Annotated in this window: 19 protein-coding genes; 8 read left to right on the top strand and 11 right to left on the bottom strand. The window is 63.2% G+C overall.

The genetic code is table 11. From position 1 onward, the window contains the following. Nucleotides 1-28: 28 nt before the first annotated feature. Nucleotides 29-613 (bottom strand): HupE/UreJ family protein, encoded by a 585-nt coding sequence (locus VOI18_RS04565; RefSeq protein WP_323761227.1) that lies wholly within the window; start codon nt 611-613, stop codon nt 29-31. A 162-nt stretch (nt 614-775) separates the two neighbouring features. On the opposite strand from VOI18_RS04565, the gene kynA reads away from it, so the two are divergent. From kynA to VOI18_RS04540, 5 genes are all read left to right on the top strand, one after another. After that, nucleotides 776-1624 (top strand): tryptophan 2,3-dioxygenase, encoded by an 849-nt coding sequence (gene kynA, locus VOI18_RS04560; protein WP_323761226.1) that lies wholly within the window; start codon nt 776-778, stop codon nt 1622-1624. Between the two features lie 3 nt (nt 1625-1627). Beyond that, nucleotides 1628-2257: an arylformamidase gene (kynB, locus tag VOI18_RS04555; RefSeq protein ID WP_416374855.1), complete on the top strand. Its 630-nt coding sequence runs from the start codon at nt 1628-1630 to the stop codon at nt 2255-2257. Further along, complete coding sequence (gene kynU, locus VOI18_RS04550; RefSeq protein ID WP_323761224.1) at nt 2254-3483, top strand: kynureninase; 1230 nt, start codon at nt 2254-2256, stop codon at nt 3481-3483. The genes kynB and kynU overlap by 4 nt, the downstream gene beginning before the upstream one ends. 69 nt (nt 3484-3552) lie before the next feature. Further along, the gene (locus tag VOI18_RS04545; protein WP_323761223.1) at nt 3553-3819 is read left to right on the top strand and encodes an Lrp/AsnC ligand binding domain-containing protein; all 267 of its coding nucleotides are present in this window, start codon (nt 3553-3555) and stop codon (nt 3817-3819) included. Between the two features lie 46 nt (nt 3820-3865). Continuing rightward, nucleotides 3866-5251, top strand: coding sequence for an L-serine ammonia-lyase (locus tag VOI18_RS04540; protein WP_323761222.1), 1386 nt, complete (start codon nt 3866-3868; stop codon nt 5249-5251). 2 nt (nt 5252-5253) lie between these two features. Here the strand turns inward: VOI18_RS04540 and VOI18_RS04535 are convergent, their stop codons facing one another. The 5 genes from VOI18_RS04535 to VOI18_RS04515 form a co-directional block, all read right to left on the bottom strand. Then, a complete protein-coding gene (locus VOI18_RS04535; RefSeq protein ID WP_323761221.1) occupies nt 5254-6318 on the bottom strand; it encodes an efflux RND transporter periplasmic adaptor subunit in 1065 nt (354 codons plus the stop codon). 20 nt (nt 6319-6338) lie between these two features. Continuing rightward, nucleotides 6339-9422, bottom strand: coding sequence for an efflux RND transporter permease subunit (locus VOI18_RS04530; RefSeq protein WP_323761220.1), 3084 nt, complete (start codon nt 9420-9422; stop codon nt 6339-6341). A 142-nt stretch (nt 9423-9564) separates the two neighbouring features. Next, the gene (locus VOI18_RS04525) at nt 9565-10224 is read right to left on the bottom strand and encodes a CoA transferase subunit B (RefSeq protein WP_323761219.1); all 660 of its coding nucleotides are present in this window, start codon (nt 10222-10224) and stop codon (nt 9565-9567) included. After that, the gene (locus tag VOI18_RS04520) at nt 10224-10928 is read right to left on the bottom strand and encodes a CoA transferase subunit A (protein WP_323761218.1); all 705 of its coding nucleotides are present in this window, start codon (nt 10926-10928) and stop codon (nt 10224-10226) included. The genes VOI18_RS04525 and VOI18_RS04520 overlap by 1 nt, the downstream gene beginning before the upstream one ends. Nucleotides 10929-11005: 77 nt before the next feature. After that, nucleotides 11006-11920, bottom strand: a complete 915-nt coding sequence (locus tag VOI18_RS04515) for a YihY/virulence factor BrkB family protein (protein WP_323761217.1) — start codon at nt 11918-11920, stop codon at nt 11006-11008. A 79-nt stretch (nt 11921-11999) separates the two neighbouring features. Here VOI18_RS04515 and VOI18_RS04510 point away from each other — a divergent pair, with 79 nt between their 5' ends. Then, nucleotides 12000-12992, top strand: a complete 993-nt coding sequence (locus tag VOI18_RS04510; protein ID WP_323761216.1) for a WYL domain-containing protein — start codon at nt 12000-12002, stop codon at nt 12990-12992. Nucleotides 12993-13042: 50 nt separating this feature from the next. Here VOI18_RS04510 and VOI18_RS04505 read toward each other — a convergent pair whose 3' ends face one another. The 3 genes from VOI18_RS04505 to VOI18_RS04495 all read right to left on the bottom strand — a co-directional run bounded on the left by VOI18_RS04505 (nt 13043) and on the right by VOI18_RS04495 (nt 14414). After that, entirely contained in the window at nt 13043-13438 is a 396-nt protein-coding gene (locus VOI18_RS04505) for a RidA family protein (RefSeq protein ID WP_323761215.1), read from the bottom strand. 161 nt (nt 13439-13599) lie between these two features. Continuing rightward, nucleotides 13600-14061, bottom strand: coding sequence for a hypothetical protein (locus VOI18_RS04500; RefSeq protein WP_323761214.1), 462 nt, complete (start codon nt 14059-14061; stop codon nt 13600-13602). Between the two features lie 104 nt (nt 14062-14165). Then, on the bottom strand, nt 14166-14414 hold the full coding sequence (locus tag VOI18_RS04495; RefSeq protein WP_323761213.1) for a hypothetical protein: 249 nt from the start codon (nt 14412-14414) through the stop codon (nt 14166-14168). A gap of 332 nt (nt 14415-14746) precedes the next feature. Here VOI18_RS04495 and VOI18_RS04490 point away from each other — a divergent pair, with 332 nt between their 5' ends. Beyond that, nucleotides 14747-15922, top strand: coding sequence for a pentapeptide repeat-containing protein (locus VOI18_RS04490; RefSeq protein WP_323761212.1), 1176 nt, complete (start codon nt 14747-14749; stop codon nt 15920-15922). 32 nt (nt 15923-15954) lie between these two features. Here the strand turns inward: VOI18_RS04490 and VOI18_RS04485 are convergent, their stop codons facing one another. Beyond that, a complete protein-coding gene (locus tag VOI18_RS04485) occupies nt 15955-17046 on the bottom strand; it encodes a CaiB/BaiF CoA-transferase family protein (protein WP_323761211.1) in 1092 nt (363 codons plus the stop codon). 95 nt (nt 17047-17141) lie between these two features. Between VOI18_RS04485 and VOI18_RS04480 the strand changes: the two genes are divergently transcribed. Next, nucleotides 17142-18458: a hypothetical protein gene (locus VOI18_RS04480; protein WP_323761210.1), complete on the top strand. Its 1317-nt coding sequence runs from the start codon at nt 17142-17144 to the stop codon at nt 18456-18458. A 15-nt stretch (nt 18459-18473) separates the two neighbouring features. On the opposite strand, the gene mfd is transcribed toward VOI18_RS04480, so the two are convergent. After that, nucleotides 18474-21953 carry a transcription-repair coupling factor gene (mfd, locus tag VOI18_RS04475; RefSeq protein ID WP_323761209.1) on the bottom strand — a complete coding sequence of 1160 codons (3480 nt, stop codon included), beginning with the start codon at nt 21951-21953 and terminating at the stop codon, nt 18474-18476. Between the last annotated feature and the right edge of the window lie 10 nt (nt 21954-21963).

Genomic DNA, 21963 nt, shown 5'->3' with positions numbered 1-21963 from the left:
TCCCGATCGGGGGCCGCCTTTTTCATGTCTACCCGCCAAGGAAGACGCGCTCGAAAGCCCACCACAGCGCCATCGCGGCGATGGCGCCGGAGGCAATGCGGACCAGCCATGGATACCAGCTCGCCTCGGCGAAACGGTGCAGGACCAGCCAGCAGGCCGCCACGATCGTAAGCTGTCCCGCCTCGACACCGATATTGAAGCTCAACAGCGAGACCAGCAATTGATCCGGCGGCAGGCCGTAATCACTCAGCACGCCGGCAAATCCCAGGCCGTGGAACAGGCCGAAGGCAAACACCACCGCCGGCCGCCAGCGGGTCATGTCCTTGAAGATCAGGTTCTCGATGGCCACGAACGCAATGGAGAGCGCGATGATCGGTTCGACGATGGCCGGGTCCAGAGAGACATAGCCCAGAACGGCGAGTGCCAGGGTCAACGTGTGGGCCAGGGTAAAGGCGGAGACCTGCCAGATCAGCGGCTTGAGGCGCGTGGAAGCGAAAAACAGGGCGAGGACGAACAGGATATGATCAAGGCCGCGGGGCAGGATATGGATATAGCCCTGCTGCAAATAGAGCCTGATCACATCCCAAACGCTTTGCTCGACGGCCGCTTCCATGTGTTTCCCCTTCACAATCTGCGGAAAACTAGGCACGGGACAGGGACGCTTCAAGCGTCTGCTGCGGTTGCCAGTCGCCCCGCTTAACCCCTACACCTCAACGCAACGACGAAGGTGCCAGCGAGTCGTCCGGCTCGCGACCGGAGAACGGGGAGTAACAGGATGAGCGACACATTCTCGTCCCGCGTGGACGTGTCCGGCGAGGACATCCACTGGGACTTCAAGGACGAAATGTCCTATGGCGGATACCTGTCGCTGGACGTCCTGCTGGCAGCGCAGACCCCGTTGACCGATGAGCATGATGAAATGCTGTTCGTCATCATCCATCACGTCGCCGAATTGTGGATGAAGCTGCTCTTGCACGAGACGCGAGCGGCACTCGACGACCTGCAGCACGACAATGCCGGACCGGCCCTGAAAAAATTCGCCCGGGTCAGTCGAATCCAGGAGCAATTGACCCAGGCATGGGAAGTGCTCGCCACCATGACCCCGGCCGACTATCTGGCCTTCCGTGACAAGCTGGGCGCTTCCTCCGGATTCCAGTCCTTCCAGTATCGCACCCTGGAATACCGGCTCGGCAACAAGAATGCCGCCCTCGCTCGCGTCCACGCCAGCAATCCGCCCGCGTTCAAGATGGTCAATGAGGCCCTGCAAAGCCCCAGCTTGTGGGACGAGACGCTGCGCTGGCTGTCGCGCAAGGGCTATGACATCCCCGCCGACCGGCTTGAGCGCGACTGGACCCAGCCCTACGAGGCTTGCGCGAAGGTGGAGGACGTCTGGCGGACCATCTACCGCGACAGCGAAACCCATTGGGAAGCCTATGAGCTGGGCGAGAAGCTGGTCGATCTCGAGCACAAGTTCCAGCAATGGCGCTTCAACCACATGAAAACCGTCGAACGGATCATCGGCTTTCGTCGCGGCACCGGTGGAACCGGCGGCGTGTCCTATCTGGTGAAGGCGCTGGACCTGCGCTTCTTCCCGGAAATCTGGACCGTGCGGACCTCGCTCTGAGCCATGGCAAAAATGTGGGACATATCGCAAACCCTGCGCCCGGACTTGCCGGTCTGGCCCGGCGATACCGTGTTCGATTGCCAGGACGTCTGGACCATCGGACCGGATTGTCCGGTCAAGGTGTCGCGCCTGACCCTGTCGACGCATAGCGGCGCCCATGCGGACGCGCCCAGCCATTACGACCCCGCCGGCGACGACATCGCCGCAACCCCTTTGGACCTCTATATCGGCCCCTGCACTCTGGTCACGGCCTCCGGTGCTGGGGGTCATGTCGGGCCAGCCGATCTGGACTGGTCTGTGATTGACGGCGCCAGGCGCGTTCTGGTCCGCACCTATTCGAGATTTCCATCAGATAATTGGGATCCGCACTTTCGTGCCCTGCACGCTGACACCATCGACCGTCTGGCGGCGTCCGGTTGCCGGCTGATTGGTGTCGACGCGGCGTCGCTGGACCCTCAGACCTCCAAAACCATGGATGCCCATCACGCGGTACGCCGGCACGATATGCGAATCCTCGAAGGCCTCGTGTTCGATCGTATTCCCGATGGCGGCTACGAACTCATTGCCCTGCCCCTCAAGATCGCCGGCGCCGATGCCGCTCCGCTGCGCGCCGTACTGAGAGAACTCCCATGACGACATTCGAGGACGTTCGCCGTCTCGACGCCGCCGACCCGCTGGCCGGGTTTCGCGAGCGCTTTTCCATCCCCGACGGGGTGATCTATCTCGACGGAAACTCGCTCGGCGCCCTGCCCAAGGCCACGTCCGGCCGTGTCGAGGCTGTCGTCCAACGTGAATGGGGTGAAGATCTCATCCGCGCCTGGAACACCCATGACTGGATCAGCGCCCCGCGCCGACTGGGCGACAAAGTCGCCCGACTAATCGGTGCAGCCCCGGACGAAGTGATTGCTGGGGAATCAACATCAGTCAATATTTTCAAGGCCCTGTGCGCTGCTCTGCAACTGGCGCCTGAGCGATCCGTTATCCTTTCGGAAACCGGAAATTTTCCGACCGATGCCTATATGATGGAAGGCTTGGCGGCGCTCTCCGGTGGGCGCATCCGGCAAGTCCTTGTCGAGCGGGACGAGATCGATGCGGCGCTGACCGACGACGTGGCGGCGCTGCTTCTCACCCACACACACTACAAATCGGGCCGATTGCACGACATGAAAGCGGTGACGGCCCGGGCCCAGGCATTGGGCATCCCTGTGATCTGGGACCTCAGCCACAGCGCCGGCGCGATGCCGGTGGCGCTGAATGACTGCAAGGCTGATTTCGCGGTTGGCTGTGGCTACAAGTATCTCAATGGCGGTCCCGGAGCCCCAGCCTTCCTGTTTGTGGCGAAACGCCACCAGGACCAGGTGTTCCCGGTCCTGTCCGGCTGGCTCGGACATGCTCGCCCGTTTGACTTCGATGACCGGTACGAGCCGGCGGCGGGCATTGACCGCTTCCAATGCGGGACCCCGGCCATTCTCGGCATGGCGGCGCTGGAATGCGGCCTCGACATCATGCTGGAGGCTGACATGCAGGCCATCCGGGCCAAGTCGCAAGCTCTGGGTGACCTTTTCATCAATCTGGTCGAGGACCGGCTCGACGGGTTCGAGCTGAGAAGCCCCCGCGATGCCAGTGAACGCGGCTCGCAGGTCTCCTTTGCCCATGAGCACGGCTACGCCATCATGCAGGCCCTGATCGAGCGCGGTGTGATCGGTGATTTTCGGGCGCCGGACATTTTGCGTTTCGGGTTTACACCGCTCTATGTCAGCCATCAGGACGTCTGGACAGCCGTCGGGATTCTCGCCGATGTCATGCAAAGCGGGGTCTGGCAGGAGCCGCGTTTCAACATCCGGTCGGCCGTAACCTGACACCCGTTTTGCCCGCCGGCTACCCGGCAGTCCCCCCGCCGGATCCCCGGCAGTCCCAAGGAGTTTGCCATGCGTCAATTCTACGTCTTCATCAAATGCGAGCTGGGTCACACCTATGACGTGGCTGCCAAGCTGGTCGACAATCTCGACGAGGCGCCGATGGTGCATTCGATCTCCGGCGCCTTTGACCTGCTGGCCCGCTTCACCCTGCAGGACGACACCGATATCGGCCGTTTCGTGAACCAGAAGGTCCAGACGATTGCCGGGATCAAGGACACGCAGACCATCATCTGCTTCAATGCCTTCACCCGGGACCAGGGCCTTGGCGACGGCTGAGCCGGGCTGACCCTGATCCAATTTCCCCTGACAGCGAGCCTGCTCCATGCATTTTGGTGTTTTCGACCTCTTCAAGATCGGCGTCGGCCCGTCCAGCTCTCATACGGTCGGGCCCATGAAGGCCGCCAAGGTCTTTGTCGAGCGTATGCTCGAGGATCCGGCCGCGCCTCCCATCGCCCGATTGCAGACCGAACTTTACGGCTCGCTCGCCCTGACCGGATTGGGCCACGGAACCGACACCGCGGTCTTGCTCGGCCTTGAAGGCAGCGATCCGGCCCGCATCAATCCGGACACGATACCGGCGCGCCTCGCCCGGATACGCGAGGCGCAGACGCTGAAGCTGGCCAATGGCCGCGAAATTTCTTTCGACGAACGTCGTGACCTGGACTTCCGGGGGGATATCCGCCTGCCCTTCCACTCCAACGCATTGAAATTCCGGGCACTAGACGAAAGCGGCGACATCATTCGCGAGGAAATCTGGTACTCGATCGGAGGCGGCTTCGTGATCGATGAACACGAGGCAGGCCGTAATTCCGCCGCCGATGTGAAAGAAGGTGAACCCTATCCCTTCAACTCGGCCGCCGAACTGCTTGAGATTGGCGAACGTACGGGCCTGTCCATCTATCGCATCATGCTGGCCAATGAACGCACCTTCCTTCCCGACGACACGATCCGGGCGGGTATTGAGGGCCTCTGGCGGGCCATGGAGGACTGCATTGACCGCGGCCTGAAGCAGGATGGCGTCCTGCCTGGCGGCCTCAATGTGAAGCGCCGCGCGCCCAAGATGAATCGCGACCTGATCGCCGAGCCGGTCGACCCCAAGAAAGACCCGCTCGCCGCGATGGACTGGATCAATCTGTGGGCGATGGCGGTTAACGAGGAGAATGCCGCTGGCGGGCGTGTCGTGACCGCGCCAACCAATGGCGCTGCTGGCATCATCCCGGCCGTGGCCCGGTATTTCGACAAGTACCATCGGGATCAGGATGACGAGGAAGCCCTGCAACGCTTCTTCCTGACGGCGGCCGCCATCGGGTCGCTTTACAAGAAGAATGCCTCGATCTCCGGTGCTGAGGCGGGGTGTCAGGGTGAGGTTGGCGTCGCTTGTTCCATGGCTGCTGCGGCGCTGGCCGCCGCGATGGGCGCCAACAACGCCCAGATCGAGGACGCCGCCGAGATCGGCATGGAGCACAATCTGGGCCTGACCTGCGATCCGGTCGGCGGCCTTGTCCAGATTCCCTGTATCGAACGCAACGCCATTGGTGCGATCAAGGCGATCGACGCCGCCCGGTTGGCGCTGCGGGCGACCTCGGCGGACATGAAAGTCTCACTGGATCAGGTCATCGAGACGATGCGTCAGACCGGCGTCGACATGCAGGAAAAGTACAAGGAAACCAGCCAGGGCGGTCTCGCCGTGAATGTGGTGGCCTGCTGAGGTCAGGCGTCTTCGCCCAGCTCGGTGACGGTTCGTCCGTCGGACAGGGTTTCCGCGCCGGAGACGACAACTCGCTGGCCGGCTTCGATGTCGCCGGAAATCGCGACGAAACCGTCGCTGCGGACACCGGGAACAACCGCGACCTGGTGGGCCACGTCGTCATCGTCGACGACAAAAACGAAATTGCCGTTGGCGCGCAGAATGACAGCATCATACGGGGCGGCAAGCTGGGTCCGCGGGGTTTCGGTGGGCAGGGCGACACGAGCCGCCGAGCCGACGATCCAGTCCGAGCCTTCCAGATCGATGCGGACTTCGAAGGTGCGGGAGACGGCATCGCCGACCGGAATGATGGCACGGATCGGCGCGCGCACGGTCTGCTCATCGCCGAGAGACAGTGACACGTCCATGCCGACGCTGAGGAATGGCGCCACCGCGACCGGCACCTGAGCGACGGCTTCCTTGTGTTCGATATCGACCAGACGTGCGATATCGCGTCCCGGCGATGACAATTCACCCACCTGGATCAGGCGCACGGCGACCCGTCCCGCGAAAGGCGCCCGGATCTGCGTGCGTTCCAGGGCCAGCTCAGCGCGATCAAGCGCCGAGCGAGCTTCGCGTGCATCCTGGACGGCGAGGTCACGGGCGAGTTCGACTTCGCGTCGGCGGGTGACCGGCACCGTGCCGTTTTCCGCCAATTGTTGATAACGCGTCGCCTCGGCATTCTGGTAATTGGCGTTGGCGGTTGCACGGGCATGACGCGCCCGTGCCTCTTCAAGCTGGATGCGGGCCTGCCGGTCATCCATCTGGGCGATCAGTCCACCCTCGTCGATCTCGTCGCCCGGCTCGGCGATGAAGGTGATCCGACCGGACGCCTCGGCGGCGATCTGGGCATCATTGCGGGACATTACACTGGCCGGTGTCGTCAGCGTCCGGGCCATGTCCAGCGAGATGATCTCGGACGTCCTGACCACTGCCGGCGGCGGAGGCCCCGGTTGCACGGCCAGCGCCGCGCCCGTCAGACCTGAAAGGAGAACGGCAAGTGCCAGTTTGAAAAATCGAGCCATCATGGGGGTCTCCGAAGACAGGTCTATTCGGCCGAAACGGCTGAGGATGTATGCGCAATGCGCTGACGGGCGCCCTCGCCCAGCCGCAACAAGCAAGGAATGAGAACGAGTGTGAAGACCAGGCTGATGCTCATGCCACCGACAATTGCCGCTGCGAGGCCGCGATAGATCGCGCTGCCCACACCGGGAACCAGAAGAAGCGGAAGCATGCCGAGAAGACTGGTCATCGTCGACATGAAGATCGGCCGCAAGCGCATGCGCAGCGCCTGCTCCACCGCCTCGCGGCGCCCCAGGCCATCGCGCTCGCCCTGACGGGTCTGGTCGACCAGCAGGATGGCGTTGTTGATGACCAGGCCGAGCAGGATGACGAAGCCCATCATGGTCAAGAGGTCCAGCGGCTGGGTCACGAACAGGTTGAGGATCTGCAACATGGCGACGCCGCCGACCCCGGCCAGCGGGATCGAGACCAGAACCAGAACCGCATCCCGCAAGGAACGGAACATGCCGGCCAGGATCAGAAACAGGATCACCATCGCCATGCCCATATTCATCAGCATCGTATTGACCGCCCGGTCGAGACTGTCCGCGCTGCCGCCATAGACAACGGTGCCGTCCGGTGGCAGTTCGGCCCGGATTGCCGGTTCCACTTCCTGCTGGACGACCGTCAGTATTTCCTCCAGCGACACGCCTTCGGGCTGGTTGATATTGATGGTCACCGTGCGGCGGCGATTGAGGCGCTGGATGCCCCCGACACCCACTTCTTCGCGAACCTGGACGAGGTCGCCCAAGGGCACGACCGCGCCGCTGGGGGTGGCGATGGGAAGACCGGCCAGCTGGTCCGGCGTGTCCCAGCCTTCGGAGCGCAGAATGATGTTCATCCGGCTCTCGCCGTCGAAATACTCGCCGATGAACTGGCCATCGCCCAGCATGGCGATCATGCCGGCCACATTGCGGCGGGCCCAGCCGGCTTCCTGGATGCGCCGGTCGTTGGGCACAAGCGTCAGCCGCGGCTGGGTCGATTGCGGTGGTGGATTGGCATTGATGTTCACGCCGGGAAAGCGCTCGCGCAGCAGCTGCAGGCCGACTTCGGTGGCGCGCGCGCGCGCGACTTCGTCCGACGACTGGATATTGACCTGGATGTTGCCGCCCTGGGCAAAGCCGCCGAACAGATTGCCCTGCTGGGCAAAGCCGATCACATCGGGAATGCCGGTGATGATTTCCTCGCGGACGATCCGCTCCAGCTCGCCCACGCGGGACTGGTCCTGTACCCGGATGCCTGCCGTTGCGCCGCCACCGCCCGGGAAGGTGCCGAAATAGTAATTGCGCAGGGCCGGCTCGCGCTCACCACTCATATAGGGTTCGAGACGCTCGATGATGGTCGCCGCGACTTCTTCCTCGACCCAGTCGAGATTGGAGCCGGGCGGGAACATGAAGAAGGCGTCCACGGCATCCCGCTTGACGGGCGGCAGGTAATCCATCGCCGGGCGCGAGAACCAGGTGAAGGCCAGTGGCAGGGCAATCAGCAGGGCCGCGACACCGATCCGGCGACGCGGGCTGTCGCTGACTGCCATGACCCAACCGGCGATACGGTTGAGGATGGGTTGCTGTGTGACGGTGGCCCGGTCGCGAATCCAGTATTTCGCTGCGACGGGCAAAATGGTCACTGCCACGATCATCGAAATGGCCACCCCGACCGCTATGGTCACGGCCAGGTCGGCGAAAATCTGGCCCTCGGCATTCCGCGTGAAGATGATTGGCAGGAAGATGGCAACCGTGGTTGTCGTCGAAGCCAGAAGCGCGCCCCAGACCTGCTGGGCGCCCTTGTCGGAGGCGGTATCGGCGTCCTCACCGGCCTCGCGCCGCCGGATGATGTTTTCCAGCACGATAATCGCCGCATCCATCACCATGCCGGTGGCAAAGGCCAGTCCCGCCAGTGAGATCACGTTCAGCGACCGGCCCAACAGGAAGAGCACGATCAAGGTTGATAGCAGCGAGACCGGGATGGCGAGCGAAATGATCAATGTCGCCCGCGCCCGGCGCAGGAAGAGCCACAGCCCGAAAATCGCCAGGGCCACGCCGAGGACCAGGTTGGTACGCAACAGGTCGATCGCCCGCATGATGAAGATCGAGGCGTCAAAGGACGGTGCCATGACCAGCTGGCGTTCCTCCAGCAGCGTGGCGTTGATTTCCGCGACCTCGGCTTTCACCGCGTCCAGTGCAGACAGGACATTGGCACCGGGCTGCCGCCGGACCTCGATGCCCATAGCCGGGTTGCCGTTCTGATAGGTGAAGTTGTTGCGCTCACCATAATTGACGGAAACGGTCGCGACATCACCAAGCCGGACCGGTGTACCGTCGCGCCAGACAATCACCAACTCGTCCAGTTCCTCGGGCTCGAACTCACCCTCGAAACGCATCTGGTAGGAGCGCCGGCCGATCTCGGCATTGCCGCCGGACACGTCGGAATTGTTGACGATCGCCCCGGATATCTGCGGCAGGGTCACGCCCAGGGCCGCGGCACGATAGGGATCGATCGTGACCTGCAATTCTTCCGGTCGCTGCCCCCAGCCGATCTGGACGCTGGCGACGCCGGGAATCGCTTCAATGCGGGGAATGACCGTGTCATCGACGAACGCGGAATAGTCGTGGATCTCGTTCGGATTGCCCGGCAGGGCCTGCATGAAGAACCAGATCAGACTCTGCTGCGCGTCACCGCCGAAGCCACCGATATTCGGTCCGACCGCATCGCGCGGTAGCGGCGGCAATTGTGACAGGCGGTTCGATATGTCGATCGCCGTCTGGGTCATGTCCGTTTCGAGCGCGAAGGTCAGATTGATGAAGGCCGAGCCCTCACCCACAAACACACGCATTTCCTCGAGACCGGGCAGCCCCGAAAGCAATTGCTCCTGCGGCTCGATGATTTCGCTTTCCATCTCCAGCGGAGACGCAGACCGCCAGAAGGTGGCGATATTGACCTGCGGCCGCGCGGTATCCGGGAAAAGCTGGACGGGGAGACGTGTAAAGGCGACCACGCCCATCAGCACGATCAGTGCAATGCCGACAAAAACAGCAGCCGGATTGTTCAAAGACAGGCGTGTCAGTGGCATGTGAATCTCCCTCGCCTGCCTGTCTTACCCGGACACGCCTGTGTGCGAAGGTGAAACCCGGATTAAACAATGCTAAGGCGGCTCACGCTTTGGTGAACCGCCCTTGCCATTTCCGGTCATTGTACAGGGTCCGACGGCCTTGTCAGGCCGGTTCGTGCTCAACCAGCTTGGCCGCAACCGAGTATTTCGCTTCGGTCTGCTCGGCGACCAGATCGAGCGTCACGCCCGGGGCCAGTTCGATCAGCTCCAGCCCGTCCTCGGCCACATCGAACACGCCCAGCGTGGTGATGATGCGGTGGACACAAGCCTTGCCCGTCAGCGGCAGCGTGCACTCCTTGAGCAGTTTCGGCTCACCCTTCTTGTTGGCATGATCCATGATCACCACCACGCGCTTGACGCCGGCGACCAGGTCCATCGCGCCGCCCATGCCCTTGACCAGCTTGCCGGGGATCATCCAGTTGGCGATATCGCCGTTCTCGGAGATTTCCATTGCGCCCAGGATCGACAGGTCGATATGGCCGCCGCGGATCATGCCGAAACTGTCGGCTGAGGAGAAATAGGAGGTCCGGCGCAGCTCGGTGATGGTCTGTTTGCCGGCATTGATCAGGTCCGGGTCGACATCGTCATCATAGGGAAATGGCCCCATGCCCAGCATGCCGTTTTCCGACTGCAGGGTGACGTCGATATCCTCGGCAATGTGGTTGGCCACCAGGGTCGGGATACCGATACCGAGATTGACGTAGAAACCGTCTTCCAGTTCGCGGGCGGCGCGGGCCGCCATTTCATCACGTGTCCAGGCCATTATGCGACCTCCCTTTCACGAATGGTGCGTTGTTCGATTCGCTTTTCGAAGCTGCCCACAAACAGCCGCTGGACGAAAATGCCCGGCGTGTGGATTTCGTCGGGGTCGAGCGATCCCAGTTCGACGATTTCCTCGACTTCGGCCACGGTGACCTTGCCGGCCGTCGCCATCATCGGATTGAAATTGCGAGCGGTCTTGCGGAATACCAGATTGCCCTGCGGGTCAGCCTTCCAGGCTTTCACGATAGAGACATCGGCCTTCAGGCCCGTTTCCATGATGAAGGTCTCACCGTCGAAATCACGATGTTCCTTGCCCTCGGCGATCAATGTGCCAACGCCGGTCTTGGTGAAGAAGCCGGGAATACCGGCGCCACCGGCGCGGATGCGCTCGGCCAGCGTGCCTTGCGGGTTGAATTCCAGCTCAAGCTCGCCGGACAGGTATTGGCGCTCGAACTCCTTGTTCTCGCCGACATAGGAGGACACCATTTTCCTGATCTGCTTGGCATCGAGCAGAACGCCAAGGCCGAAGCCGTCGACACCGCAATTGTTCGAGATCACCGTCAGATCCCTGACCCCAGACTTGTGCAGGGCGGCGATCGAATTTTCCGGAATGCCACACAGGCCGAACCCGCCGGCCATGATCGTCATCCCGTCGAAGACCAGTCCGTCAAGCGCGGCCTGGGCGTCGGCAAATACCTTTTTCATGCGAACCCCGTCTCGAAGTTGATATTCGGTTCATGTTTATATCGCGACCGCAGCAAATAGCTAGCCCGGGCCTGACATCATCCGGATTCGGACATCATCTCGTCATCGCCGCGCGACGCTCGCACCCGATTGTCGACCTCGATCGCCAGGGCGCCACCAAAAAACACGGCATAGGCAGACCAATAAATCCACAACAGAAAGACGACAAGTGCGCCCAGTGAGCCATAGACGCTAAAATCAATCAGTTCTGCAACATAGGTTGAAAATCCCTTCGACAGGCCAAGCCACAGGGCGGTCGCGGTAATGGCCGCGATGGTGGAGGCCCGCCAGCTGACGGCCTGTTTGCGCTTGCGCATGGTAACCCGGTACAGCAGTTCCAGGGCGATGAACATGAAGCCGGCCGCCACTGTCCATTCATTGGCGGCCGCACCCAGGTCCAGCGCCTCGATCCCCAGGGCCCGGGCCAGGCGAGCCAACAGGACCGGGATCAACAGCACGGCCAGATTGGCGACCGTCAGCAAGGCGCCGCCGACCAGTACGCTCATCATGGCGAGGATGTTGAACTGAACGATATTGCGGATGTCCCGGTCTTCGGCCAGATGGTTGAGGCCGGCGATGATGGCCTTGACCCCACGCGAGGCGGCGAACAGGGCGATCATCAGGGCAATGAAGCCGTTCACGGACAGCGCGGTGATTGGCGCGTCAGCCAGCCGGCCCATCTGGCCGAGCACGAAATCCTGGGCCCCCGGAGGCATGATTTCAGCGAAGCGGGCAATCTGCTGTTCGGCATCCGAAGCCGAGAAAATCAGGCCATAGACCGACATCGCCAGGGCGATGGCCGGAAAAAGCGCCAGCATCCCGAAAAAAGAGGCGCCACCGGCAAACAGCATGACATCACGCGCCATCGTCCGACTGATCGTCGCGATGATGACACTGAAAATGCGGACCAGCAGATGAGGCTGGCGCGGGGTCGGGTTGAGTGGTTCGTCCATGTCCTGTCGAATGCAATTCACGCGCCGGTGAGTCTATCAGATCACCGGGCCTTGCAGCACCGGGATTCGGGAAGACATCATGTCCTTTGGCAAAGCGGTTGATCTGTTGCGCCTGGCCCGCATGGCCAGCAATTATGGCGGCGTGTCGCTGACCGAGATCGAGCGCGAGTTCGGCTGCGTCCGGCGCACCGCCCAACGCATGACACAGGCCCTCGAGCAAGTGTTCACCGACACCGAGGATCACGTCGATGGCGAGGGAATCAAACGCTGGCGGGTTCCGCGCCGACGGGTCGGCGAGTTCTTTGCCCCCCAGGCCGACGAGGTCGCTGCGCTCGAGCTGGCGGTCACGACGCTCGAGCGTGAGGGGTTGACGCGCGAAGCCGTGCAGCTGCGCAGCCTCCGATCCAAGATCGATCTTCTGATGCCCGATCGCGGCCGCGCCCGTGTGGAGGCCGACGAGGAAGCCTTGCTGGAAGCCATGGGTCATGCAGCCCGACCCGGCCCCCAGCCAGCGTCGGACCCGGCCGTCGATGCGGCCATAGCCGAGGCACTCAAGGGGCCCTTCGTCCTGAAAATCCGCTATCGCGGCCGGCGCGACGAGATCGCCCGCGAGCGACGGATCGAACCCTATGGCTTGTTGCTGGGCGCCCGGCGCTATCTGGTCGGGCGGGACCGTGACCGTCCGGATACCCATATGCGCCACTTCCGGGTCGAGGATATCGAAATCGCCGAGGCAACCGATGACTGGTTCGCCCGCGCCGACGGCTTCGATTTCGAGGCTTACGCCAACCGCGCCTTCGGTGTGTTCCAGGACGATCGGGAATATGGCGAGGTCGTCTGGCGCTTCTCCGCCACGGCGGCCCCGCACGCCGCGCGATACCGTTTCCACCCCGGCCAGAGCAGCGCAATCGATGAAGACGGCCGGCTGACCGTAAGGTTCAACGCCTGTGGCTGGCTGGAAATGTGCTGGCATCTCTATGCCTGGGGTGACCAGGTCGAGGTGCTGGCACCGGCCGAACTCGCCGACATGGTAAAGGGCCATCGCCGCAGCGATTTCCCGGGCCTGCCCTAGGATTGGCCGCGCCCTGAACGGATCGCCCCCCGGATCGCGCCATTGGCGGTTCAATCCGGGATAATCGCGTCGGCCTCGAGTTCGACGAGCCATTCCGGATTCACGAACCGGTCGATGGCCATGATGGTGTCCACCGGTCGAACGTCCTTGAAAAATTCCTTCCGCACATCGATCGCGGCTTTCCAGTTGTCGATGTCGGTCAGGATGACTCGCGTCCGCACGACATGGTGAAGACCGGAACCGGCTTGTTCCAGAGAAGCCTTCATTATTTCAATGCACTGCCGGGTTTGGGCGGCCACGTCGCCCACACCAACGGTCTTGCCGTCCGGCCCAACCGGGGCTGTACCACCAATTGAGATGAACGGGCCAACCCGCACCGCACGACTGAAACCGACGATCGCTTCCATCGAATTGCCATTGGAGATCAGCTGCCTGTCGAATTTCATGCTCCGCCCCTTCTCGCACTTTCGGGATCGAACCTAACCGAACCGGCAGAGTCGGACCATTGCGCGATCGAGCGCGGGAAGGCGCCAACGACCTACCGTCGCGAGCGGTCCGAACCGGCCAGAAGAGGGCAGTGCTGGAGTGCTGTGTGTGCAGGCAGCGCCTAGTGCTCGGGCGTAAAGTCCAGTGTCACCTCGACGGGGAGCATAAGATCGTGAACCAGATCTCCGCGTCTGCGTGACCAGACCACCTCGACATCCATCAGGCGGGCCCCGTCGAAAAACCCGGTCCATCTGACCGGCTCACCGCTCGGCAGGGTATAGTCTGCCATAAAGGCGACGCGGCCATCCCGGGCCCGGACGACATAGGGACCGCGGTCGGTCTCGCCCTGCGCGGTCCAGACGAGGTCCCCGTTCGCAAACCCCAGTGTGCCGCTGACCCGCATCAAGCCGATCAGGCCCCGGGCGCGGATGGTTCCCTCAAATTCAAGGGTATCAAGCGGGTCGGTGGGGTGACCCGGGTCGATCATGACCGCCCGATCCGCGCTCTGGTCGACGGGCGCGTCGAGATCTGGGCCTTCGGCAAACCCGCACACCAGACAAAACGTCAGCAGGACGAGATTCATGGTGACCTCCCAAGCATCTGCTCCCAGTGTTTCGGTGAATACCATTCAGTCAATGGCTGCGTGTGAGGCGGCACTGGATTGAAATCGGCCTGATTTCGTCCGCGTCAGCGGATCGCGATCCGCACCGTGTCGGCCGGCAGCCAGGACGGCATGGAATGCCCTTCCGACGTGCTCATCGCCAGCCGATAGCCCTTGTTGAGATAGCGGCAGACCGAGCGCAGGTCTTCGACATGCAGGCAATCAATGTCATCGCCCGGGCGTTGCATGCGGTAAAAGCCGTCGCGAAACCGATGCGGGACCATGTTGCGCAGTCCGCTGACGCCGTCGACATATGCATTGATTGCGATTGCCATTGTGATCTCTCCATCGCGCTTTCGCTTCGTTGAGGATCACTATGCCAAGGCGTCAGGACAAAACCTGTCGCCCCTCTCAATCCCTGCCCTGACAGGCCTTTACCACGAAGAAACGCCGGTCATTGGGGGTGACCGGCGTTTCGGGGGTTATCTTTACGATACCGAGCTCAACGAACGAGCGAGGGACTGAAAAAGGTGTCCGCTGATCTCGATACTGAAGATGGCGCAGCAGCCCTGAACCCGACATGAACACTTTCTTGAACAAGTTGCGGTGGTCTATCCTGTGCCACCTGTTTGCTCGCAAACCCTCTGCCTGACTGGACCGCCACGCTTTGCACAACACTGCCCCCTCCCCGATCGACCAGCGCGATCTCGACCGGATTTGCGAGGCTCACGAGCGCCTGCTCGCCGGTCAGGCGGATGGTTGCCTCGCCGCCTTGGTGGACATGGACGTGCGAGGCCTGTCCTTTGCCGGTCGTGACCTGCGCGATGCCGACCTGCGTGGCTGTTTGATGACCGGGTGCAATCTGGAAGGCGCGGACCTGCGCGGCGCCCGGCTCGCCGGCGCCAGTCTGGACCAGGCCCGATTGACGGCATGCCAGCTCGACCGGGCGGATTTGCGCGGATGTGATCTGTCCGGCGCCGAGATGACGGCAGCCCGGTGCGTCGGCGCGGACTTTCGTGAGCTCGCCGCGCCTCCCGGAGACGGATCGGCGGCCGCCACCCGGTCTCAGCCGACCAAGCTGGACGCAGCGGTCCTGTGCGGCGCGGTCCTCGACCAGGCCCGTTTGGCCGGTGCCAGCGCTGTCGGGGCCCGCTTCGCAGAGACCAGCCTCGCCGGCGCCCGTTTCAATCGCGCCAATCTGACCGGCGCGGCCTTTTGCAACGCCCTGTTCAAGGGAACATCCTTTTCCGGTGCCGACCTGACCGATGCCGATTTTCGCAACACCAGCGACGACCAGGGGGATCGCTCCATGGCCGTGACCAAAGGACTTCTGACCGGCGCGCTGCCCGACGATCCGGACCTGCCAGAGCTTCCCGTTGACACTGACAGCCGCACTGCCCAGCAACGCATTGACGACCACATCAAGCGCGTCAGAACCGGTGGCCAGGAGGGCGAGCCGGCCCGTCTCGACGGGCTGGACCTGCGCGATGTGACAGACACGTCCGGAGCGCTGCTCACGGCCCTTCAGGCTGCGCGCGCAAACCTGTCAGGTCTCGACTTGAGGGGCGCTGAATTGCAGGGCGCCCGCCTTGGCCACGCCGATCTTCGCGGTTGCGACCTGCGCGATAGCGACCTGCGGGGTGCCGACCTGTCCGGTGCCAACCTGTCTCATGCAGACCTGCGCGGCGCCCGTCTGGACCCGCTCGCCTTGGGCGGCGGACGCGCCGTCCCCACCAATCTGGGCGGAGCAAACCTGCGATTTGCCGAGTTGCGCGACTGTCGCCTGGCCGGAGCGATCACCGACGGCGCAGACCTCTCCCATGCGCGCGGCGCCCCGGGCTGATCCGCTCCGAATTCCGCCTTGGGACTCCCTGATCAATCAGCCAGCCAGTCGGCCAGGACAGCCTCCCGATCGGCTCCGGGTTTCGACGCACTTGCCTGGATTGCGCCAGGCGTACGCGAAAAACGCGGTGCCGGTGCTGCCTGTCGCACCCCGTCGATCTCGACATAGACTCCGCGCGCCTTCATGTGCGGATGGCGCGCTGATTCCTCGTAGGTCAGGACCGGAGCAAAGCAGGCGTCTGTTCCCTCCAGCAGGTCGCACCAATGCTGACGCGGCTGGGATCTGAACAGGTCAGCCAGGGCCGCCTTGGCTGCCGACCATCCCTTGCCGGACCAGTCAGCTGGCCAAGCCTGGCCGTCAAATCCGGTTCTCTCGCACAGCAAGGTATAAAACTCGGGCTCCAGTGGACCAACCGAAACGAATTCACCATCAGCGCATTCATAGACCGAATAAAAATGGGCGGCTCCATCCAGCAGGTTGGTGCCCCGCTCCGAGGACCACAGGCCCAGGGCCGCGAGCTGGTGCTGCGAGGCCATCAGGGAGGCCGCGCCGTCAACAATCGCCGCATCGACCACCTGGCCTTCTCCGGTTGTACGGGCATGATGCAAGGCCGCCAGCACGCCAAATGCGAGATACATGGCACCGCCACCGAAATCGCCGACGAGATTGAGCGGGATGGCGGGCTTGTCCTGATCACCGATCGCGCCGAGCGCACCGGTCAGGGCAATGTAGTTGAGATCATGTCCGGCTGCGTGGGCCAGCGGTCCGAACTGTCCCCACCCGGTCATGCGGCCATAGACCAGCGCCGGATTGCGCGCGAGTGCCATGTCCGGCCCCAGACCCAACCGTTCCATCACGCCGGGTCGATAGCCTTCCAGCAGGATATCAGCCGCCGCAATCAAGCGGCGCGCCGTTTCCAGCTCCTGCTCGTCCTTGAGATCAAGCCCGACCGACCGGCGGCCGCGGGCCAGGACATCCGCCGGGCCAAGCCCGTGTGCACCGGGGCGGTCAATACGCACGACATCGGCGCCCATGTCGGACAACATCATGGCACAGAATGGCGCCGGCCCCAGGCCGACAAACTCCAGCACCTTAACCCCTTTTAGAGGACCTTGCGCTTTCATGGGGCATCACCTCGCGAATCATTCGTTTTGGAAGCGTGGCACTTGTGACAAACTCACGAAACACCGGAGGACCGGGGACGATGGCAGGGGGACGCATGGGACGCACGCTGGACGTGCTGGTCTTTGGCATGTCCGACAGTGCGGAAGCCCTGTCCGGCAAGCTCGGACGGCTGGCGATGAACTGTCGCACCGTCCGTGCGGACAGCCCGCCAGCGCGCCGCCATCACTATTGGGCCGTCGGCATCATTCTCGCCGAGTGTGACCGGGATGTCGAAGACGGGCTGAAGGCGTTCGAGCGTTTTGCACCGGGTGACCGACCGATCCTGGTGGTCGGCCCCGAGAGTTTCGGGTCGGCAGACAAGGTCGATGCCTGGATCCGCGAACCGGCTGCTCCCGTCCAGATCGCCGCCCGCGTACGCGCCCTGTTCCGCCTGCACACCATGGAAATCATCGCCCGTCGCCGCACCGAGGTGAGCGCGCTTTACGGGCAAAAGCCCGGCCTGGTTGAGCGACAGGACCAGCCGCCCTGCATCCTTTATGTCGGCGACGCATCGCCTCGCTTCATGGCACTCCAGCACACGCTCGCATCCGTTGATGCGGAGGTGGTTGCGGCTTTCTCTTCCTATTCCGCCTTTGACTATCTTCACGAGCGCGCCTTTGACGCGGTTGTGCTCAATGCCGAAGGCAAGCGCGACATCGCCTTCACGATTTCCTCGGCGATGCGTCGCAATGCCCGCCTCTATCACACACCGGTCCTGCTGCTCACCGACGATGTTGATTCCACGGCGTCCGAAGAGGCGTTCGCCCGCGGTGTTTCCGACCTCTTGCCGCCGCGCACGGACGATGCCGAACTGCGCGAGCGGGTTCTGACACTCACCTCGGAGCGCCGTCGTCGCCGCGAGGCCAAGGCTGTTCTGGAAGCCTGCAGGGACACCCGTTCACTCGATATCGAAACCGGGCTGTTTCATCCGTCATTCCTGACCTCGCACGTCGAGGACCTGCTTCAGGCCAGTGCCACAGACACGCTTCACTTCTCGATGATCGCGCTCCAGGTCCTGCTGCCGGACGGCGCTGAAAGGCCGGACGATGTCTCGGCCGAAAAGGCTCGCCGTCAGTTTGCTGCCATGCTGCGTCATTTGCTGCGAACCGAGGATGCTGCGGCCCGGTTTGACGAGGACATCTTCCTCGCTGTCCTTCCGTTCACCGACACGATCGGGATCGATTGCGTGGCCTCACGTGTGGCCGCGATTGCCGAATGCACCGCCTTTGAAAGCGATGACCCCCTGCGTCCCTTCCGGCTCAGTGTCCGGGCAGCGCCGGTTCCGACCCGACCGGGCGAGACCGCGGACATGCTGATCGACCGCGCCCGTCGCGGGCTGATCCGGCCCAACCCGGTTATCGCCAGCGCCTGATCCGGAACCGGCGGTTCAGACGTCTGCCTGCCGGGCCTTCACCGCCATGTCGGCCAAAGGCGCTATGGCGCGTTCGATGGCCCGCAATCGATCCTCTGGCTCATCCCACTCGGCACGCAGCACCAGTTTGAGATCGGGCCTGACCTTGAACAGGGCCGGATTGGCCGAGATATGGGCCACCAGTCCGGCCGGGTCGGCAAATCGATCATTGCGAAGATGGATCACGGCTCCCTTGGGACCGGCATCGACCTTTTCAATCCCGGCCTTCTTGCAAAGCGCCTTCACAGCCACAACCCGCAACAGGGTTTCGACTTCCTTGGGCAGCGGGCCAAAACGATCGATCAGCTCGGCGGCATAGCCTTCCCGCTCGGTCTTGTTGTCGAGGGAGGACAGGCGCCGATACAGCTGCAGGCGCACATCCAGGTCAGGCACGTAATAGTCCGGAATCAACACGGCGCCGCCGGCATTGATCTGCGGCGACCAGTCCCCCTCCTCCAGCTCGTCACCGCCGGACCGCAGCGACGCGACCGCTTCCTCGAGCATGGCTTGGTAGAGCTCCACGCCGACATCGCGAATATGGCCCGATTGTTCCTCACCCAGCAGATTGCCGCCGCCGCGCAGATCGAGATCGTGGGAGGCCAGAGTGAAGCCGGCGCCCAGCGAGTCGAGTGACTGCATGACCTTCAGGCGTTTCTCGGCGCTCTCGGTGATCTTCTGGCGCATCGGCGTGGTCAGATAGGCATAGGCGCGCGTCTTGGAACGCCCGACACGGCCACGCAGCTGATAGAGCTGGGACAGGCCGAACCGGTCGGCCCGGTGGATGATCAGCGTGTTGGCGGTCGGGATATCAATCCCGGACTCCACGATTGTGGTCGACAGGAGCACGTCATACCGGCCTTCATAGAAGGCAGTCATGATGTCTTCCAGTTGCGAGGCCGCCATCTGGCCATGGGCGGAGACGAAACTCACTTCCGGCACGCTTTCGCGCAGGAAGCGCACGGTTTCCTCCAGGTCGGTGATCCGTGGAACGACAAAGAAGGCCTGCCCGCCCCGGTATTTCTCCCGCAACAGGGCTTCGCGCACGCTGACCGGGTCGAAGGGCGCAACATAGGTTCGCACGGCCAGGCGATCGACCGGCGGGGTTGCGATGATCGACAGGTCACGAATGCCGGTCAGCGCCAGTTGCAAAGTACGCGGAATGGGTGTGGCGGTCAGGGTCAGCACATGGACATCGGAGCGCAGCTCCTTGAGGCGTTCTTTGTGCTTGACCCCGAAATGCTGCTCCTCGTCGACGACCAGGAGCCCGAGATCGCGGAATTTTACAGTCTTTGCCAGCAAGGCGTGGGTGCCGATCACGATCTCCACCTGGCCGGCTGCCAACTCGTCGCGGGTCGCCTTGGCCTCTTTCGCCGTCACCAGGCGTGACAGCAATCGGACCTTGACCGGCCATCCTCGAAAACGATCGCTGAAAGTCTTGAAGTGCTGGCGCGCCAGCAGGGTTGTCGGGGCCACCACCGCAACCTGCTGCCCGCTCAAGGCGACCACGAATGCAGCCCGCAGCGCGACCTCGGTCTTGCCGAAACCGACATCCCCGCAGATCAGGCGATCCATCGGGCGGCCCCGACCCAGATCGGTCAGGACATCATCGATCGCATTCAGCTGGTCATCGGTCTCCGGATAGGGAAAGGCCGAGCAGAACTCGTCGAAGGCGCCGCTGGAGGTCTCGATCGGCTCAGCCTTGCGGGCCAGGCGCTCCGCCGCGATCTTGATCAGCTGATCCGCCATGTCTCGCAGGCGCTTCTTGGCCTTCGCCTTGCGGGCCTGCCAGGCGACACCCCCCAGCTTGTCGAGCTGGGCGGTCTCGGAGTCGGCTCCATAACGGGACAGGAGCTCGATATTCTCGACCGGCAGGTAGAGCTTCGCCTGACCGGAATATTCCAGTTCGATGCAATCGTGCGGCGCGTCCTGAACGGGCAGGGTTTTCAGGCCGATGAAACGACCAAGACCATGATCGGCATGGATAACCAGATCGCCGGGCGAAAGGGACCCGGCCTCAACAATGATATCGGCAGACTTGCGCTTTTTGCGCGGGCGGGCCAGCCGGTCACCCAGAATGTCCTGCTCGGACAGCACGGCCAATGTCTCGGTTTCAAAACCCCGCTCCAGCGGCAAAACGGCACGGCAAACGCCGCCCTTTCCGGCAGCGGGAACATCGCCCCACCGCTCGAGCAAAGGAATGCCGGCGATGCCGTGATCGCCCAGCACGCTCGCCAGGCGTTCCGATGCGCCGGTGGTCCAGGAGGCCAGCATCACCGACTTGCCCGCGGCGGACAACGTCTTGATGTGCGCCGCAACAGCGTCAAAAACATTGGTGTTTTCGGCGGCTCGTTCGGCCGCGAAACCGCGCCCCTGCTTGCCCGCAACATCAATGGTCTGCGGCCCGGGCTCCCGGAAGGCCGTATATCGGCGAACCGGTCGATCGCGCAGGGCCGTTTCCCATTCGCCCGGGGCAAAATAGAGCGCATCGGCTGGCAGCGCACGATAGGTCGGGGCCGACAGGGCCGATTCATGCCGGGTTTCGCCGGCAGCGATCCGGGACTCATAATAATCGGCGATCTGACTCAAGCGTTCATCCAACGCTTCGTGGGCCAGATGATCGACCGCGATCAGGGTTTGATCCGGCAGGTAATCAAACGGGGTATCCAGCGCGTCATAAAAGAGCGGCATCCAGTGTTCGACGCCCGCCGGCCGCGCACCGGCGCTGACGGCCTCATACACCGGGTCGCTGCCACGCGAGGCCCCGAAGGTTTTCACGAAACCGGCCCGGAAGCGCGAAACGCTGGCCTCGTCGAGCAGGACTTCGCTGACCGGTGTGAACTCGATCGATTTGATCTGCCTCAGCGAGCGCTGGGTCTCCGGATCAAAGGCCCGGACCGATTCAAGCGTGTCGCCGAAGAAATCGAGGCGGACCGGCTCGGCCGCGCCAGGCGGATAGACATCGACCACCCCGCCTCGCACCGCAAAGTCGCCGGGCTCCATCACTGTTGCGGCCCGCGCATATCCATTAGTGGTGAAATGGCGGACCAACCCGTCGACATCAACACTGGCGCCAGGCCGGATCGACAGGCCGGAGCCTTGCAGCACTGATCGCGGCGGGCAACGTTGCGCCATGGCATTGACGGTCGTGACAACCAGGGTGGCCGGACCCAATTGCCCCGAAGCCAGCTTGGCAAGGGTTGCGGCGCGCCGGGCTGCAACGCGCGGGCTCGGCGAAATCCGGTCATAGGGCTGACAGTCCCAGGCCGGCAGGCGCAGCAATTCGATATCCGGCGCGAAAAACTGCAATGCCGAAACAAAGGCCGCGGCCCGTGAATCATCGCGCGCGATGAACACATTGACGCCGCCACGCAGGCGCGCCGTGTCCGCAAAGACCAGAGCATCGAGACCTCCCGGCGCCCCACAGACCGTCGCAGTCCCAAGGACGGCGGCGATCATCTCGATTTCC

This window comes from Maricaulis sp. (assembly GCF_034670125.1).
In the GTDB taxonomy this organism is placed as follows: domain Bacteria; phylum Pseudomonadota; class Alphaproteobacteria; order Caulobacterales; family Maricaulaceae; genus Maricaulis.
This window is presented reverse-complemented; position numbering and strand designations above follow the sequence as displayed.

Coding starts and splice junctions, on each gene's coding strand:
- VOI18_RS04565 (WP_323761227.1), bottom strand. CDS start 613: ATGGAAGCGGCCGTCGAGCAAAGCGTTTGGGATGTGATCAGGCTCTAT.
- kynA (WP_323761226.1), top strand. CDS start 776: ATGAGCGACACATTCTCGTCCCGCGTGGACGTGTCCGGCGAGGACATC.
- kynB (WP_416374855.1), top strand. CDS start 1,628: ATGGCAAAAATGTGGGACATATCGCAAACCCTGCGCCCGGACTTGCCG.
- kynU (WP_323761224.1), top strand. CDS start 2,254: ATGACGACATTCGAGGACGTTCGCCGTCTCGACGCCGCCGACCCGCTG.
- VOI18_RS04545 (WP_323761223.1), top strand. CDS start 3,553: ATGCGTCAATTCTACGTCTTCATCAAATGCGAGCTGGGTCACACCTAT.
- VOI18_RS04540 (WP_323761222.1), top strand. CDS start 3,866: ATGCATTTTGGTGTTTTCGACCTCTTCAAGATCGGCGTCGGCCCGTCC.
- VOI18_RS04535 (WP_323761221.1), bottom strand. CDS start 6,318: ATGATGGCTCGATTTTTCAAACTGGCACTTGCCGTTCTCCTTTCAGGT.
- VOI18_RS04530 (WP_323761220.1), bottom strand. CDS start 9,422: ATGCCACTGACACGCCTGTCTTTGAACAATCCGGCTGCTGTTTTTGTC.
- VOI18_RS04525 (WP_323761219.1), bottom strand. CDS start 10,224: ATGGCCTGGACACGTGATGAAATGGCGGCCCGCGCCGCCCGCGAACTG.
- VOI18_RS04520 (WP_323761218.1), bottom strand. CDS start 10,928: ATGAAAAAGGTATTTGCCGACGCCCAGGCCGCGCTTGACGGACTGGTC.
- VOI18_RS04515 (WP_323761217.1), bottom strand. CDS start 11,920: ATGGACGAACCACTCAACCCGACCCCGCGCCAGCCTCATCTGCTGGTC.
- VOI18_RS04510 (WP_323761216.1), top strand. CDS start 12,000: ATGTCCTTTGGCAAAGCGGTTGATCTGTTGCGCCTGGCCCGCATGGCC.
- VOI18_RS04505 (WP_323761215.1), bottom strand. CDS start 13,438: ATGAAATTCGACAGGCAGCTGATCTCCAATGGCAATTCGATGGAAGCG.
- VOI18_RS04500 (WP_323761214.1), bottom strand. CDS start 14,061: ATGAATCTCGTCCTGCTGACGTTTTGTCTGGTGTGCGGGTTTGCCGAA.
- VOI18_RS04495 (WP_323761213.1), bottom strand. CDS start 14,414: ATGGCAATCGCAATCAATGCATATGTCGACGGCGTCAGCGGACTGCGC.
- VOI18_RS04485 (WP_323761211.1), bottom strand. CDS start 17,046: ATGAAAGCGCAAGGTCCTCTAAAAGGGGTTAAGGTGCTGGAGTTTGTC.
- VOI18_RS04480 (WP_323761210.1), top strand. CDS start 17,142: ATGGGACGCACGCTGGACGTGCTGGTCTTTGGCATGTCCGACAGTGCG.
- mfd (WP_323761209.1), bottom strand. CDS start 21,953: ATGATCGCCGCCGTCCTTGGGACTGCGACGGTCTGTGGGGCGCCGGGA.